Source organism: Marinagarivorans algicola (genome assembly GCF_001292705.1).
Lineage (GTDB): Bacteria > Pseudomonadota > Gammaproteobacteria > Pseudomonadales > Cellvibrionaceae > Marinagarivorans > Marinagarivorans algicola.
Genome location: NZ_LGAK01000009.1, coordinates 135,478 through 152,357, shown reverse-complemented (window position 1 = coordinate 152,357; position 16,880 = coordinate 135,478). Strand labels below are relative to the sequence as shown.

At 44.6% G+C, this 16,880-nt stretch carries 11 protein-coding genes; 6 read left to right on the top strand and 5 right to left on the bottom strand.

What is annotated here, in order from left to right; all coding sequences use genetic code 11:
• Window positions 1-372: 372 nt before the first annotated feature.
• The 4 genes from AC438_RS03920 to soxR form a co-directional block, all read right to left on the bottom strand.
• Window positions 373-1,098, bottom strand: a complete 726-nt coding sequence (locus AC438_RS03920; RefSeq protein ID WP_053979962.1) for a hypothetical protein — start codon at window positions 1,096-1,098, stop codon at window positions 373-375.
• A gap of 184 nt (window positions 1,099-1,282) precedes the next feature.
• A complete protein-coding gene (locus tag AC438_RS03915; protein ID WP_053979961.1) occupies window positions 1,283-3,136 on the bottom strand; it encodes an alkaline phosphatase in 1,854 nt (617 codons plus the stop codon).
• Window positions 3,137-3,153: 17 nt separating this feature from the next.
• Window positions 3,154-4,743, bottom strand: coding sequence for an alkaline phosphatase (locus tag AC438_RS03910; protein ID WP_053979960.1), 1,590 nt, complete (start codon window positions 4,741-4,743; stop codon window positions 3,154-3,156).
• A 286-nt stretch (window positions 4,744-5,029) separates the two neighbouring features.
• Window positions 5,030-5,497 (bottom strand): redox-sensitive transcriptional activator SoxR, encoded by a 468-nt coding sequence (soxR, locus tag AC438_RS03905; RefSeq protein WP_053979959.1) that lies wholly within the window; start codon window positions 5,495-5,497, stop codon window positions 5,030-5,032.
• A gap of 85 nt (window positions 5,498-5,582) precedes the next feature.
• On the opposite strand from soxR, the gene AC438_RS03900 reads away from it, so the two are divergent.
• From AC438_RS03900 to AC438_RS03875, 6 genes are all read left to right on the top strand, one after another.
• Window positions 5,583-5,966, top strand: a complete 384-nt coding sequence (locus AC438_RS03900; protein ID WP_053979958.1) for a VOC family protein — start codon at window positions 5,583-5,585, stop codon at window positions 5,964-5,966.
• Window positions 5,967-6,569: 603 nt separating this feature from the next.
• Window positions 6,570-9,407, top strand: a complete 2,838-nt coding sequence (locus AC438_RS03895) for a Kelch repeat-containing protein (RefSeq protein ID WP_053979957.1) — start codon at window positions 6,570-6,572, stop codon at window positions 9,405-9,407.
• Between the two features lie 599 nt (window positions 9,408-10,006).
• Window positions 10,007-11,152 (top strand): efflux RND transporter periplasmic adaptor subunit, encoded by a 1,146-nt coding sequence (locus AC438_RS03890; protein ID WP_156316989.1) that lies wholly within the window; start codon window positions 10,007-10,009, stop codon window positions 11,150-11,152.
• Between the two features lie 3 nt (window positions 11,153-11,155).
• The gene (locus AC438_RS03885; protein ID WP_053979955.1) at window positions 11,156-14,248 is read left to right on the top strand and encodes an efflux RND transporter permease subunit; all 3,093 of its coding nucleotides are present in this window, start codon (window positions 11,156-11,158) and stop codon (window positions 14,246-14,248) included.
• A 247-nt stretch (window positions 14,249-14,495) separates the two neighbouring features.
• A complete protein-coding gene (locus AC438_RS03880) occupies window positions 14,496-15,101 on the top strand; it encodes a DUF938 domain-containing protein (protein WP_053979954.1) in 606 nt (201 codons plus the stop codon).
• Between the two features lie 52 nt (window positions 15,102-15,153).
• Complete coding sequence (locus AC438_RS03875; protein ID WP_053979953.1) at window positions 15,154-15,645, top strand: MOSC domain-containing protein; 492 nt, start codon at window positions 15,154-15,156, stop codon at window positions 15,643-15,645.
• Window positions 15,646-15,715: 70 nt separating this feature from the next.
• Here AC438_RS03875 and AC438_RS03870 read toward each other — a convergent pair whose 3' ends face one another.
• Window positions 15,716-16,534, bottom strand: a complete 819-nt coding sequence (locus AC438_RS03870; RefSeq protein WP_053979952.1) for a helix-turn-helix domain-containing protein — start codon at window positions 16,532-16,534, stop codon at window positions 15,716-15,718.
• Window positions 16,535-16,880 lie beyond the last annotated feature (346 nt).

Genomic DNA, 16,880 nt, shown 5'->3' with positions numbered 1-16,880 from the left:
TCGACATTGTGCACTAATCAATCATTGTATGGCCCGTTCAAGCCCTCGGCGACTTTGTGATCCTCGGCTGTGTGCTCCTGCAAAGTCTAATCTTACATCCCCCCATGCAGATGCAGTGTCTAACCCTTGCTTTCCCTGCAGGGTCCGGCGCTTAAATACCCAGAAAATAATCCATCAATACCCTATCAGGTGAAATTTTTCAACTTGGCTAAAATTGTTTAGTTTGTCTAAATCGCGACAATCACTTACCCATTACAGGCTAATCCAAAAACCATAAAGCCCAGATCTATTTTAATAGACTGGGCTTTATAGCGATTATTCAGGGATAGTGAGACTGAACATTAATACATGATGATTTCATTTCCAACCAGTTTAATGCTGGTGCCCTGAATGATTACCAGCCGGCAAGGTATTACCATTGGTGTCATAAAAACCCGTAGCGCCGTGCTCTACAAAACCTAAGTTAATCATCTTTCTAAAAAAAGGATCGGATTCATTATCACCAATATCGGCAAAATCGGTTGTTTGGTAGGCATACAACTCACTAAAATACTGTTGGACAATTGCATCATCATGCACGCTATCTAACAGCAACCATGTAACGGTTTGATTAGCCTGCTTACTCTCAATACGTTTAACAAGCTGCTTATGAGGGTACCACCACACATCAATCGTTTTTGCCTGTGTTTTTTGCTGGTAGTGCTCTAACATGTTACAGCCTGAACCCTTTGTTGTAAGCAAACTTGCACGCTCTTTAAAAGACGGGTGTAACAGCTGAGCATGATAACGCCATGCCTGCTCAGATGACACGGGAGTGACGTCATATTCAATAGCACGTAAATCATCCATAAAGTACGACGTTTTCTTCATATGCTTACCCGATAAATGAGTCCACTGTGTGGCCATTTTTTTATCGTTAATATGCACAGCGTTATTATTGTAACGCAATAAAATTAATTCATTTTTGACACTAGAAGCTGGCGACGCATTATGTTGCTCAATACGATAAGTTGCCATAACAGTGTCTGAGGGGCAATTATCATTTGCCGAAGCCAAAAGGGATAGTAATAAAGTGGCCATCGCCCATACATATTTCATACAATCACATCTTAAAAAATTCACTATTGAGCAATACTGTCACTGATCAGCAATACTAAAAATTGGGTGCTTAAATGCACAAAATAATCCATTAGCCCCCTCATCCTAACTGCATAGTCAAAAAAACCTGCAATAATGTGAACGCTCATATTATTGCAGGGGCAGTATTATTTTAGGTGTCGTATTATTGAGCAGACAGGTTAGCTGCGTGATTCATCACGTGAAATAATAAACTTTGCTCATTTGTGCCGGTAATTAAATGCGCGCCAGGACCGATCGCAAAGACACCCACATCCTCGCCAGCATGGGTTTCACTACCCAGCGGCACTAGCGATTCCTGATGAAATCCCGGTGCCAAGGTATCAACATCCGTTAAGTCAACACGCCCTGTGACTGCTGTCGCTTCATAGGCTTTATCGGCGTTGGTCTCATCACCAAGATCTCTAAAGCCAAGGCCATTCGCATAACCTACCGTAGTATAAGGCATATCATCTAAACCCAAACTCGGCTCAGTAGCACCAATGCCAACCACTTTACCCAGTATAGGATTACCGCGCTTGGGGTAACCGGCAATAGTAAATACATGACTATGATCCGCAGTCACAATAATCAAGGTGTCCTCTTGATTAGTTGCATCCACAGCAACCTGTACTGCTTTCGATAACTCAATCGCATCATTTAATGCGTTATACGCATTACCAGCATGATGCGCATGATCGATACGGCCAGATTCAATCGTTAAGAAAAACCCTTTATCGTTATTATCCAGTACATCGATCGCTTTTGCAGTCATTTGTGAAAGGCTTGGTTCACCCGCAATATCATTCGCGCGATCAGCCTCATATTGCATATGAGACTCATTAAATAAACCAAAAACTTTTGATGTTGTCGCTGCATCAATAGCCTCAAAAGAGGATTGATCGACCACATAAGCCCCTTCTGTATATTTAGCCTGCCACTCAGCTGTTAGGTCGCGCCCATCAGTACGATCGCCTTCAACAGCACTGCTGGCATCAATACTGTTATAGCTAGCATCTTTAGGTAAAAAGTGGCGACGGCCGCCACCCATGACCACATCAATGCCATCTACATTAACGCCGGCATAGCGGGTTTCTAGATTTTTTTCAAAGTTAATTAATTGCAAAGCAATATCTTCGCAATCGGCACGCTCTGGGAACTCATCAATTTTCATATCCGAGATATCTTCCCAATTACGATCTGCCGACTTGGCATAAGCGGCTGCCGGTGTTGCATGAGTAATACGTGCGGTAGAAATAATACCTGTCGATTTACCAGCAATTTCAGCAAGCTCTAATGCGGTAATCATTTCAATGCCTTTAGTACTGGCACATTGACCACGCACAACATTTTCATCGACGCCCAAGACACCGGCATCAGTTTTAACTCCCGACATCATTGCTGTCATTGTACCGGCTGAGTCGGGCGTTTGCGCATCAACATTATATGTTTTTGCCAAGCCCGCAAATGGGAATTGATCAAAACTGAGTTGATTCTCTTCACCCATCATACCTTTATTTTGGCCATCTAAAATACGCGCAGCGGTAACGGTCGATACACCCATACCATCGCCTACAAATAAAATCACATTTTTAGCAGCGCCTTTCAGTGCATTTAATTGCGCCTCAGTCGACACTTCAGCAATAGCAACATTACTGTTACCTGCGAGCTGACTATCTATTTTTGCCCAAATTTCTTCGGCAGCCTTTATTTCGGCAGAGCCTGCTTTAAACCAAGTATTATTGGTACTGGTTGCCAATAAAGCCTTGTCGACCGTTGGCTCAGGTAAGCATGTATAACTCGTCGCAGTGACTTCTGACTGACTTAAGGTTGCATCACCATTGGTATCGACTCCGGTATCAATTTGCATACCACCGTTAATGCAATTTTCATTGCCCACCGCTAGTGCAATTTCATTGGTCAGCGTTGCCGGCTTATTCGCCCCACCACCACCGCTACCGCATGCCGATAAACCAAGAACTAACGAAGTACTCACTGCTGATAATATATATTTATTCATGATGAAATCCTTATGGCCTATTGACCAACTAAACCAAGAGCGCGATCAATCAAATGGAACACAACACTTTGCTCAACAGTACCTTGAATAAAGTGTGCCCCAGGGCCTGAGGTGTGAATAGCGACATCTTCACCAGCATGTGTTTCACTACCTAATGGCACCGTAGCCTCTTGGTGATAACCCGCCGCTGTTGTATCAATGTCGGTCATATCCTGCCTACCGACTACAGCATCCAATGAATAAATAGCATCCGCGTTCGTTTCGGCACCTAAATCTCTAAAACCAAGGCCGTTGCTATAACCCAGTGTCGTATACGGGTTACCATCTAATGCTTTACTAGGCTCTGTGGCACCAATGCCAACCACTTTTCCAAGAATAGGGTTGCCACGTTTAGGATAGCCAGCAATAGTAAACACATGGCTGTGATCAGCAGTTACAATAATTAAGGTTTCTTCATCATTGGTTGCATCTAGCGCAGCCTGTACAGCATTCGAAAATTCAATCGCATCATGTAATGCGGTACTAGCACTACCGGCATGATGACCATGATCAATACGACCAGATTCAACTGTTAAAAAATAACCCTTTTCGTTGTTATCAAGAATCTGAATCGCAGTGGTCGTCATTTGTGACAGGCTGGGCTCACCTGCAACATCATTGGTTCTGTCGGCTTCGTACTGCATATGCGACTCATTAAATAAGCCGAATAGTCGTTCGGTTTTTTCGGTATCAATCGCATCAAAGCCTGTCTGGTCCATAATATATTGGCCATTAGGATAGAGCGCGCTCCACTCAGCAACTAAATTGCGGCTATCGGTACGATCGCCCTCAATATCACTCACAGCATCGATACTATTAAAAGCCTTATCCTTAGGTAAAAAGTGACGACGACCGCCACCCATCACAACATCAATACCATCCACATCAACACCGGCATAACGCTGCTCAAGATTTTTTTCAAAATTAACCAATTGCAAGGCAATATCTTCACAGTCGGCACGCTCTGCATGATCGTCAATTTTCATATCCGAGATATCTTCCCAGTTACGATCTGCCGATTTGGCATAAGCTGCCGCTGGTGTAGCGTGGGTAATACGCGCCGTCGATAACAGGCCTGTTGATAAGCCTTTGATTTCAGCCAATTCCAACGCGGTTATCACCTCATTACCCTTCACCGAGGCACACTTACCGCGCTCAACATCTTCATTAACACCCAGCACACCGGCATCGGTTTTTAGACCGCTCATCATGGCTGTCATAGTACCGGCTGAATCGGGGGTCTGCGCATCCACATTGTAGGTTTTCACAAGTGCTGAATAAGGAAATGTCTCAAAACTTAGATAGCCTTCTTCACCCGATTTCCCAGCTAACTGACCTTTTAATATACGCGCGGCGGTTAATGTAGAGACGCCCATACCATCACCCACAAATAAAATAACATTTTTTGCTTTTGTGGGTCGGGCTTGCTGTAATTTTTCAACTATTTTGGCTTGCCCTTCTTTATACCAATCATTATTTTTTTGAGCTTCTGGTGTCACCGCTGAGAAGGCTAGCGGAGATACTATGCTCGCAATCATGATCGACAAACCTTTTTTGATCACTTTCATATTCAACCTAATATTATCTAAAAATGTGAAATCAATAATTAAGATAATATTGTGCAGTACATATATAAAAGTTTTTTGACATTAATGTGACACTTTTATGTCAAAATCCTAAGCGCCAAACGACCCATATGGGGTATGACAACCAGAAAATTTATTGATAGGAGGCCAAGTAAATAATAGATATCCTGAGCTGATATCGATTATTGGACCTGTAACAGTCTATATAGCAAGCTCGCCTCACGATTAATGATAGTCACTCATTTCTCAGTACGGACTATAGTCCACGCTACATTTCTTCAAGGTCAACGGCGCTATCGCCCAACAAGTATCGCGGTCCTGAGCCTCGCTGATTGATTTTGTCATCAGGGTTATACAGTCTACATTTTTGCAATGATAAGCAGCCGCAGCCGATACAGGTAGACAGGGATGCTTTGAGCGTTTGTAACTGCGCTACTTTTTGATCGATATCTTTCGCAAAGCCACGACTTAGCTTCTCCCAATCGGCTTTGGTGGGTGTTCGCTCATTGGGCAGTGAAGCTAATACCTGCTTAATATGGGATAGCGAGTAACCTAATTGCTGCGATATGAGAATAAACGATACTCGACGAATCACCGAGCGCTCAAATAATCGCCGTCCGCCCGTCGTTCTGTTGACGGGCAATAATTGCTCATCAGCGTAAAATCGAATAGCCGAAACTGCAGCGCCAGTACGCTCAGCCACTTGTCCAATACTCATTAAGGTGTCTTTTTTCATAAGGCTACATTAATGAAAAAAACGCTTGATCTCAAGTTAACTTGAGGTTTTATTATTGATGGCAACATCTAACGAGGAAAAGACTATGCCTGAAGCTATATTAGAGCACGCCAATATTACCGTACATTCGGTACAACAAAGTGCAGCACTTTTTTGTCGATTATTTGACTGGAAGGTTCGCTGGCAAGGTGACTCCATTCACGGAGGGCGAACAATTCATGTCGGTGGTAAAGGGAGTTATTTGGCGCTTTACGAAAACCCTAAAAAAAGCAATGCAATCACTGACACCTACTATCAAATAAACGGCCTTAACCATATATGCCTAATAGTGAGCGACCTAGATGATGTCGAGCGTCGCGTGCAAGATGAAGGCCTCACCCCCATTAACCATGCCAATTACGAGCCAGGGCGCCGCTTTTACTTTAAGACCAACGATAATATTGAGGTTGAAGTAGTCGACTACAAGTAATAGCAAAGGGGAGCATAATGCCAGTATTATGCTCCAGCGACATCACACCAGCAAGTAGAGTAATCACATAACAGGCAGAGTGAATAGCAGCCAAACATTTTAGTGGTTATTCAGTGATTGGGTCACTATTTATCACCGCATGCGTGCTCTTCCATTAATAATTAACGTCACTATTCAGAGGCACCAAATTGGACACTAATGAATCATTGCCTGAGCCGCTCAAGCCATTTATGGGCGCCATATAAGCACGCTCGACAGTTTGCTCTGTACTGTCTAGCCTTGCTTTCACTGCAAGGCCCGGCGCTTAAATGCCCAGAAAATAACTCATCAGTGCCCTATCAGGTGAATTTTTTCAGACTGACTGATCAGACTGACTGAATAGTTACTCATTAACAATGACTCACAAAAATCCGCACTGTATTCTATTTTTATGCAGTATTGGATAATATCCAGATAAAATCCAATACTGCTACAGCTCACGCACTTTTAGCGGTACAACTATGGCAGGATGTATACTGGTACAAACGTATATCACCTTAATGCAGGCGACGTACGCTAAGCACCCATGACCCAACGTCCATTTTATCCCAAGGTTACTTCGCTATGCGTAATATATACAAAGCCATTAGAGTTTCTCTAGTAGGCTTTATTTTTACTCTTACGGCCTGCTCACCACTGAAGCCTGGTCATTCGCAATGGCAAAATATCGCAGCAACAGGCCAGCCCACCGCCCGCCATGAAGCGGCCTTTGCAGCCTATGGTCAGCAATTATACTTAATGGGTGGGAGACGTATAAACCCGACCGACGTTTTTGATATTGCCACCGCCAGCTGGACACAAAAGTCCAAGCCACCTGTAGAAATACATCACTTTCAACCCGTCGTGAAGGGTGATGCTATTTATATCGTGGGGGCAATGACTGGCAGCTGGCCGCATGAAACCCCACTCGATAAAGTGCTGGTTTACTACCCTAAACGCGATGAATATCAATTTACCCATACTATTCCTGAGCACAGGCGTCGCGGTGGTGCAGGTGCAGTCTTGCATGACGGTAAAATTTATATTGTGGGCGGTATTGTTAACGGCCACATGAACGGCTACAAGCCTTGGCTAGATAGGTATGATCCTACAACTGGCCAGTGGCAAACCCTTGATGATGCCCCTAATGCACGCGACCACTTCCAAGCCGTTGTGGCTAACAATAAACTTTATGCACTGGCTGGGCGCACCACCTCCAAAGCGACTGAACAAGATATGGCACTCACCATTGCTCACGGTAATGTCTATGATTTTGCTAAAGCGGCTTGGGAGCCTGTCACCAACACGCTTAAACTGCCCACTTTGCGCGCTGGCAATGCCGCTTTTAATTGGGGTGATAATGTGGTCATTGTAGGTGGCGAAAGCGACACCCAAGAACCCGCCTTTGCCGAAACACAAGCGTACAACACCGCCACACAAACGTGGTCCCGCTGGGCCAACCTTAAACAAGGCCGCCACGGTACCGGCGTTGCAATTGTTGATGGTTATGCTTATATGGCCTCGGGTGCAGGCAAGCGCGGCGGCGGCCCAGAGCTCACCAGTATCGAGCGTTTAGCACTGCCGCCTATACAACCTCACAGTGCAATCACATCAACGCAACCCCCTGCCACACGCGTAGTGGCACCAACACCGACGATACAACAGTGGCATACCCATACCCTAAATTTCACCGGGCCTGACACCTCTGAGCAGGCTCAAGACAACCCCTTTTTAAACTACCGCTTGCGTGTTGATTTTACCAATGGTGACACTCATATTCGCATACGCGGGTTTTATGCTGCTGACGGCAAAGCCGCAAAAACCTCAGCCACTAGTGGTAATATTTGGCAAGTTAAATTCACTCCTCCCAGCATGGGGCAATGGAAATATCAAGCCACTTTAGAGCACGGTAATAATATTGCCTTAGCGAATGATGATGTACAAGGTACTGCAATTGCCCTTGAACACCCCCAAGGGCAATTTAATGTGACACGCAGTGATAAAGAGGCACCGGATTTTCGCGCTTATGGGCGTTTGGGTATTAAAGACAGTCAGTTTTATTTTGCGGCCACCGAACGCTATTGGCTAAAAGCGGGCAGCAATAGCCCCGAGAATTTACTTGCCTATCAAGGCTTTGATGGCACCTACCGCCTACAAGCGAGTAACCGCGAAGGCGAGGCTAAAGCCAATACACAACTACATCAGTTCACGCCACACATACAAGACTGGCAAACCGGTGATTTAGTCTGGAAAGACGGCCAAGGTAAAGGCTTGGTTGGCCTGTTTAATTACCTGAGTGCGCAAGGCATGAACGCCAGTTATTTTTTAACTATGAACATTAATGGCGACGGCAACGATGTATGGCCTTACACCGCGCCCACACAATTTGAGCGCTTCGATGTAAGCCGCCTTGCACAATGGGAGCAACTATTTCAGCATATGCAGGCCAAGGGTATTTTATTGCACTTAGTGACTCAAGAAACCGAAAACGAGCGCCTATTAGATGATGGCGATACAGGCCCTTTACGCCAATTATATTACCGCGAAATGATTGCACGCTTTGGTCATCACTTAGGCTTAGTATGGAACTTGGGTGAAGAAAATGGCCCAGCCGAATGGTCACCACCCGCACAAAACGATGCACAACGTAAAGCTATGGCCAAATTCATTAAACGTAATGATCCTTATAAGCATCCCGTGCTTTTGCATACTCATTCAGAAGATTTAAACCGTACCGATTTACTCACAGCACTTTTAGGGGATGAGCATTTAGATGGTTTATCGTTGCAAGAAGCTGACCCCACAAAAACCGCCCACACTATTCAAGCATGGAAGCAAAAATCGCAAGCTGCAGGCCACCCATGGTTAATTACTATGGATGAAATTGGTCCGTGGTATACCGGCGCCGCTAGCGACCAAGAAACCCCTCAACACCCTGCATTAATTAAAGATGTGCTCTGGGGTTCACTCTTGGCTGGAGCGGCGGGTATTGAATGGTATTTTGGAGCAAAAACACAAGAAAATGACCTCACCGCCGAAAATCTACGCCTACGCCATGATTTATGGCAATACACGCGCATTGCGCACACTTTTTACACGCAGCATATTCCTTGGTGGGCAACGACACCGGCACACGCTAAAGTACTCAGCCCAACGGGCGCGCTCGCCGCCGAACAACCTGGCAAACTACTGGTCGCTTTTATTCCCCAAACAGCTACTGCTCAAACAGCCACAACCACACTCGATTTAAGTCATTTTAATGGTACGGTTAGTGTGCAATGGTTTAACCCATTAAGCGGGGGCGATTTAATTGATGCTGGTACACTCACCCCAGCAAGCAATAAACCCACTGAAATTCCTATACCAATAAAGCAATTAAGCGCGCAAGGCGGAGTCGTACTGATTAAAACAATAAAAGATTAATGCATAGCTGAAAAATATTGTACAAAAAATAACGCTATGATGGTGCTCAACAGCAGTCTGCTAATTAAGCAGCTTAGCACCGCTACTTTGTGCTTCGCTGTTTTATTATTTTAAAAGAGCGAAGCGCTTGTGCAACAGGCCCTAAGCAGTTGTGCTTTGATTTTAATACCAAGCAGTATTTCTCGTTGCCGCTAAAATTAAAATACCCTATAGTGCGCATTCGATCAGTTAACAAACTTATCTGTGTTCGCAGATATAATGACAGCTATAATAAAACTCACCGCGCGCTCCAACTACATTAAATTGCATTGCGCTACGCAATGATTAGATTCAGAGCTGCGTATAAAAGATAATATACATCGCGCTCTGCCGGAGCCCACCCCGCATGAAACACAACCCCTCACATCTGTTAGTACCGCAGATGTATTTAATTGCTTTTCAATAATGAGCAATGTAACCCATAACGCCCCGCCGTACGCGATATTACACTCATGCTTATTTAAAATGCTCTACAGTGATAATACCATGATCCTTAGGCTCGGCATCTAATACAAACCATTAACTAGTATTTGCAACCGCAACGCGAGACAACACATAACATGCTAAAAATAAGCCGACTTTTTAATCATACAAAGTTAAGCCCGCATTTTGTCACTCCAACCACGCCGCAACCTTACTGCATAGCCATCCTATGTTTATGCTTGGTTTTTATCGCAAGTTGCAGCCAAGATAATGCCGTCACCTCCAATGATACCCCCATCAGGCCGGCTAAAATTGTGACCGCTAAAAGTGCTAATGCCGCTACCCAGCGCATTTATCCTGGCACCGTTGAAGCATCAAAAAAATCTGACTTAGCTTTCCGCGTCAGCGGCCAACTGACATCACTGACGGCGAAATCAGGAATGCATTTTAAGCAAGGCGATACATTGGGTGTACTCGATGATGCTGAATATCAAAATGCAGTCGATGACAAACAAGCAAAATTTGATTTTGCACTGTCTCAATACGAAAAAATTAAAACACTTTTTAATCAAAAATATGTCAGCCCATCTGATTTAGATGAAGCCGCCGCCAACCTCAAAGGCGCTGAGGCAGCTCTTGCCTCAGCGCGCGACAACTTGAAATATACCCACCTCAAAGCCCCTTTTGATGGTCTTGTTGCTCATGTTTCTGTCGAGAACTTTCAATCAGTACGCGCAAATGATGTCATTATGCAATTCCATAACAGCGATAGCTTAGATATCCGTTTCAATATCCCAGAGAGTCTATTGGGTCGCATTAAACCTATCGAAGATCCTAGTGGGTTTTGCGCCAAAGTACATTTTAATGCATACCCCTCCAGCGACTACACCGCTTGCTTTAAAGAATTTGAATCGGTACCCGACCAACAAACACGCTCTTACAGCGTCGTCCTAACGATGCCGCAAATACAAGCTTTTCAAGTACTGCCCGGCATGGCCGTTACTGTGCACCTCGATTTAAGTAATATACTGATTCAACCTTCAGTGACTGGAGCATTTGTACCTGTCGAAGCAGTATTTGAAAAAAACGGCAAAACATGGTTATGGAAAGTCAATAAAGAAATGATCATCGAGCAAACAGAAGTAGAAATTGGGACGCTTAGCAACAGTGAAGTATTCATTCACTCAGGCATTCAAGCTGGTGACTCTGTGATAGCCGCCGGAGTCAGTCGATTACAAGAAGGCACTCAAGTGACACCTTTCACACAAGAACGAGGCCTATAATCTATGAGCTTAGCCGAAAACGCAATCAGTCATAAAACGCTATCTTGGATGGCAGTAGTGCTACTGGTCGTTGGCGGGGTTATTTCTTTTCTGAGCCTAGGCCGACTAGAAGATCCAGCCTTCACTCTCAAGCAAGCACTTGTTATTACACAATATCCTGGTGCCTCTGCCTTAGAGGTTGAAGAAGAGATTACTCTTCCCATTGAAAATGCCATTCAACAATTGCCCTATGTTAAGCGAGTAACATCTACATCATCTGCCGGCCTATCGCAGGTCGAAGTCGAAATGAAAAGCACTTATCGCAAAGATGATCTCGCTCAAATCTGGGATGAAATGCGCCGTAAAATTCGCGATATGCAATCACAGCTACCCCCAGGCGCCTACCCACCTATTATTAATGATGATTTTGGCGATGTATATGGTGTATTTTTGGCCATTACAGGAGACGGGTATAGCTATGAAGAGCTCGCCTACTATACCGACTTTTTACGTCGTGAATTGGTATTAATCAATGGCGTAGGCAAGGTAACTGCTGGTGGGCGCCTCGCCGAAAAAGTCTTTATCGAGATAGATCGATCTAAACTCGCAGCTTCTGGATTATCCATTGACGCTATTAAACACTTGCTACAAGGCCAAAGCTTAGTCAGCGATGCAGGCAAAATTACTGTGGGTAGCGAGTATTTGCGTATCAGTAGTATTGCTATGGACAGCCAAGGCCTAGAGACACTGTCGGGCTTACTTTTAAGCGGCACCCAAGAACAGTTAATCTATTTAGGTGACATAGCAACGATTTACAAAGGCTACGAAGATCCAGCCTCTCATCTGTATCGCTTTAACGGTAAACAAGCACTCACTCTAGGTGTTTCTTTTTCAGAAAATGTCAATGTTGTTAAAATTGGTGAGTTAATTGACCAACGATTAAATGCACTAAACTATGCTCGCCCGATCGGTATGGATATTAATACTATTTACAATCAACCTAAGCTTGTTGAGCGGTCAGTCAATGACTTTTTGGTAAGTCTGGCCCAAGCGGTTGTGATTGTCATTATTGTATTAATGCTTGCGATGGGCTGGCGGCCAGGCATTATCATGAGTGCGACGTTATTATTAAATATTGCAGGCACTTTCATTGTTATGAACATGTACAACATTGAATTGCATCGCATTTCTTTAGGTGCCTTAATTATTGCTTTAGGCATGCTCGTCGATAATGCAATTGTCATTACCGAGGGGATTATGATTAGTCTACAACGTGGGTTATCACGCGTACAATCTGCCGTTACCATTGTGTCAAATACTCGCTGGCCACTACTCGGAGCCACTTTTATTGCCATTGTGGCTTTTGCGCCTATCGGCCTATCACCGGATGCTAGTGGCGAGTTTACAGGCAGTTTATTTTGGGTACTTTTTATCTCATTACTCTTAAGTTGGATACTGGCCATTACCATTACTCCATTTTTTTGTTTTTTAATGTTTAAGCGCGATGAGCGCAACAATAGTACTCAACAGCAAGCCTTAACAGCACCCAACAATCAAGACACACCCTATAAAGGTCGCTTGTTTCAGCTATACAGTACATTTTTAAACATTTGTTTACACTATCGATGGGCAACCTTAATCGTTATGTTTGGGTTATTGCTCTCCGCCTTAGTCGCCTTTGGTAAAGTCAAGCAAGCTTTTTTTCCAGAAAGCCCATTACCTCTTTATATGGTGGATTATTGGCTGCCCGAAGGAACGAGCATTCAAGTCACAGAGAGCGACATAAAAAGCCTTGAACAAAAAATATTGAATATGGATGGCGTTAGTCAAGTCACCGCCACCATTGGCCGTGGTGCTGATCGCTTTATGCTCACGTATGAACCAGAAAAATCCTACTCCAGCTATGCTCAGTTACTGGTTCATATGGACTCTTTTGATGAGGTGACTGAAGCCATCGAAAAAACTAAAAATTTAATTCTTCACTCGTACCCACAAGCTTTTGCTTTGTATAGACGCCCAGCGATCGGTCCTAGTTCTGCGGCTAAAATAGAAGCGCGCATCATTGGGCCTGATCCCGATACATTGAGAATACTCGGCGATCAAGTGATAGAAATTTTTAGAGAAAATACAAATGTTATTAATATACGGCATGATTGGCGCGAGAGAACGAAAGTCTTGCACCCTATTATCGATACGGCTGCTGCGCGCCGTTTAGGTATTAACCAAGCTCATTTAGATGCCGCCATGCAGACACATTTAAACGGCCAAACTGTAGGTGTCTTTAGAGATGGGTCAGAAGTCTTGCCAATACTCATGCGTCCACCTCAAGAAGAGCGCAAGGGAGTGGATCAATTAAAGCAAATTCAAGTTTACAGTCCTGTGACTCAATCATATATTAATATCGGACAATTTATGAATGATGTTTCGGTGCAGTGGGAAGACCCTATTATTAAACGGGTCAACCGTAAACGTACACTGTCAGTCCTTGCAGACCCCGACATCAACAGTAATGCTTTTGCATTACACTCAGAATTAAATCAAGCCATTAAAACCTTAACGTTGCCACCTGGCTACGCCTTAGAATGGGGTGGTGAATATGAAGACCAACAAGAAGCTAATACTGCGGTTTTTGCTTTTTTACCCTTAGGTATTGTGGTAATGATTGTCATTAATATTTTTATGTTTAACTCTCTACGCCAAACTTTAGTGGTTTGGATAACGGTTCCTTTAGCGATTGTGGGGGTAGCTTATGGCTTACTACTGACCGGAGCGCCTTTTAGCTTTATTGCCCTGCTGGCCGTTTTGAGTTTAATTGGCATGCAAATCAAAAACGGCATCGTTTTAGTCGAAGAAATAAAGCGACTAAATACTGAAGAGCAAATACCTTGGCTCCAAGCGATACAAATGGCCTCACTCAGTCGTTTACGCCCAGTATCGATGGCTGCACTCACGACAATACTGGGTATGATTCCGCTATTGAGTGATGTATTCTTTCAACCCATGGCTGTCACTATTATGTTTGGCTTGGGCTTTGCTACACTATTAACCTTAATTGTGGTACCAGTATTATTTGCATTGTTTTATCAGGTGAGCAGCAAGCGAGAGATTGCTCATTAAATTACCATTATTTTTATAAACCCGTCTTTTAAGGGGAATTTTTTGGGGTCCCACAAGGAAAGTAGGGCCCCATACCTAATGCCAAAGGATCAATCATCAGTAGGGTACCAAGGCCCCTTGTTCGGTCGAGTTAAACAGTCACGTGATGACCACTTTGCACTCAAAATGGGGTCTCACACTGGATATACAGTCTTAAACCCATTATTGCCATTTTTTAATGCAACTGTAAGGTAGAGTAAGGCAGCCTATGCACACTAAGCCTTTTTCGCAGGCCTGCGAAAATAATAAAGCCGTCATATTGGCGCATCTACAACGCTTGTTTAAAAAAACGCACAGCGTTTTAGAAATTGGCAGCGGCACAGGCCAGCACGCAGTGTTTTTTACTCAAGCGCTGGCACATATTCGCTGGCAAACGTCGGACCGGGAGATCAATCATGCGGGCATTAATGCATGGATTGACGAACAACCTCAGGCTAACCTGATAAGGCCCATTGAGTTAGATGTGCTTACCAGTGACTGGCCCAAACCCGTAGATGCGATTTATACCGCCAATACTGCCCACATTATGCCTTGGCAGGCGGTGCAGGCAATGTTTGATGGCGTAAGCCGCTCACTTGCGCACAAAGGGTTATTTGTTTTATACGGACCCTTTAATTACCATGGTCAATTTAGTAGCCCCAGTAACGCCCGCTTTGATGAGCATCTACGCACGAATAATGCCGAGCAAGGCATTCGTCATCATGAAGATATTTGCGCGCTAGCCATACAGGTAGGCTTAACACTTATTGAAGATAATGCCATGCCAGCAAACAACCAGTTGCTGGTTTTTACACGCGAAGCATCATGCGGTTAAATAGAACAGTTAGAGCGCGGCGCTCTAAGCTATCGATACAGGCAATCCGGTGATGCAAGCCTGCCTGCGGGGTATTGCAGTACGTGCTTATCAGCATGCCCCCATGCAAACACTCACCCATGCCGTCGTCACAGTCGATAAAGGTGTAGCCCATGATGCGCGCGGCAAGCCTTCTTTGCGGCAAGTGACAATACTGAGTGAAGCAAGCTGGCTGCTGGTATGTCACCAGTTAAAAGTCTTGCAACCCACACTACCGCCTTATGCCTTTAGCTGGCTAAACCGCCGAGCAAACCTGTTGATCAGTCATAGGATCTTTAACACCACAGATATTGGCAGCACCCTCCGTATAGGCTCATGCGTTTTAGAGATTACCCAGCCATGCAACCCTTGCGTTAAAATGGATCAACACATCAAGGGATTACAGGCTTTACTGACCCCGGCATTAACCGCAGGGGTCTGTTGTAAAGTCATCAGTGGCGGGTACATTAAGCTTGGCGATCAGGTAACACTCACCCCACAACCTTATCAGGCTCTATTGCTGTGATACAGGGGTCATCGAAAGGTCTTTAAATACCGCTTTACCTTACAAGGCGCATTAATGTGATAACATGCTATTAAATTTCTTCAGCAAAAACCTCGAGCACCGCGTCTTCCACTGAAGGTGCTGCGACCTCAAGCGCTTGTGCAGGCTGCGCGACTAACATGAGTGTAATATTTTTTAAACTGGCTATTTGTGAGAGCCAATCATCCGTACCCAGTAGCACACTATCGGCCAAAACCACATAAGAGCTACCCGTATTATTCAAACTCACTAAAGCAGATAAAAAATTACTTTGAGGGAACAGCATAACACCTCCGCGCGCGCCAAACGCAGCCCAACCTTGCCAATGCTCGCGGCCGCTTGGTTCGTTGAGTACCACAGGTATCAAGCTGACACGCTCTGCTTTTTTACGACGCACGACGCTTTTCATGAGTGTATCGTCTTGCTGGATCCAGCAGCCCGCGATATAGCAACTATAAGGTCCACTAAATTGTGGCGCTCTTAAACCGCAAGAGGCCATTAAGCGCCCAAGCGTCGTTGCGCTACAGGTTACACCAAATTCAGCCCCTATCTTTTGCAATAGCTGCGCACGGGACCAATTGTAACCCGGTGCAGCTATCAACCAGTCAATAACTTGTAGCAACTGCTCTTCTGTTAGCTGGCGGCGGCGACCTTGTTTAGCCGTTTGCGCCAGCGCTTGAGGGCCTTTATTTTTGTAAGTACGCAACCACTTGTACAGAGTTTTATCGCCCAAACCATAGGCACGCGTTACTGCGGTGACGGGCTCGCCGGCCAATACACGCTCAACAGCCATCTGCCTCAATAAGGCTTGCTCGCTATTGCTCAGCTTTCTCGCATCGTACTTTACTGGTGTACTCTTTATGGTTTGCATCAATCTAACCCTAGCTTATCTGTTGTGCCCGCTAGGGTAATGGGTAACGATAAAGAGGTCGTGCCAGTTTACTCTTTTACCTAAAATTGGGTTCACGCCCACAAAAGCACCGATTTGGCTAGATGTCTCATGTTTAACTAAGACATAATAGGGACCCAAAAACCTCAAACAAAACAACGACATATACATAATGGAAGACTTATTCAGAACGCCACTTTTTAATTTACACGATCTTATTGTTGTCAGCACAGCAATCACTACAGTATTTGTGCTTTTTACGCAAGTGATTGTTCCCGCAAAAAGTCCTGTTGCACGGCGTTATTTAACAATTTTTTTCATTTGTGTA

Excerpts from the sequence above, each read along its gene's own strand:
- AC438_RS03920 (WP_053979962.1), bottom strand. The coding sequence starts at position 1,098 with ATGAAATATGTATGGGCGATGGCCACTTTATTACTATCCCTTTTGGCT.
- AC438_RS03915 (WP_053979961.1), bottom strand. The coding sequence starts at position 3,136 with ATGAATAAATATATATTATCAGCAGTGAGTACTTCGTTAGTTCTTGGT.
- AC438_RS03910 (WP_053979960.1), bottom strand. The coding sequence starts at position 4,743 with ATGAAAGTGATCAAAAAAGGTTTGTCGATCATGATTGCGAGCATAGTA.
- soxR (WP_053979959.1), bottom strand. The coding sequence starts at position 5,497 with ATGAAAAAAGACACCTTAATGAGTATTGGACAAGTGGCTGAGCGTACT.
- AC438_RS03900 (WP_053979958.1), top strand. The coding sequence starts at position 5,583 with ATGCCTGAAGCTATATTAGAGCACGCCAATATTACCGTACATTCGGTA.
- AC438_RS03895 (WP_053979957.1), top strand. The coding sequence starts at position 6,570 with ATGCGTAATATATACAAAGCCATTAGAGTTTCTCTAGTAGGCTTTATT.
- AC438_RS03890 (WP_156316989.1), top strand. The coding sequence starts at position 10,007 with ATGCTAAAAATAAGCCGACTTTTTAATCATACAAAGTTAAGCCCGCAT.
- AC438_RS03885 (WP_053979955.1), top strand. The coding sequence starts at position 11,156 with ATGAGCTTAGCCGAAAACGCAATCAGTCATAAAACGCTATCTTGGATG.
- AC438_RS03880 (WP_053979954.1), top strand. The coding sequence starts at position 14,496 with ATGCACACTAAGCCTTTTTCGCAGGCCTGCGAAAATAATAAAGCCGTC.
- AC438_RS03875 (WP_053979953.1), top strand. The coding sequence starts at position 15,154 with ATGCAAGCCTGCCTGCGGGGTATTGCAGTACGTGCTTATCAGCATGCC.
- AC438_RS03870 (WP_053979952.1), bottom strand. The coding sequence starts at position 16,534 with ATGCAAACCATAAAGAGTACACCAGTAAAGTACGATGCGAGAAAGCTG.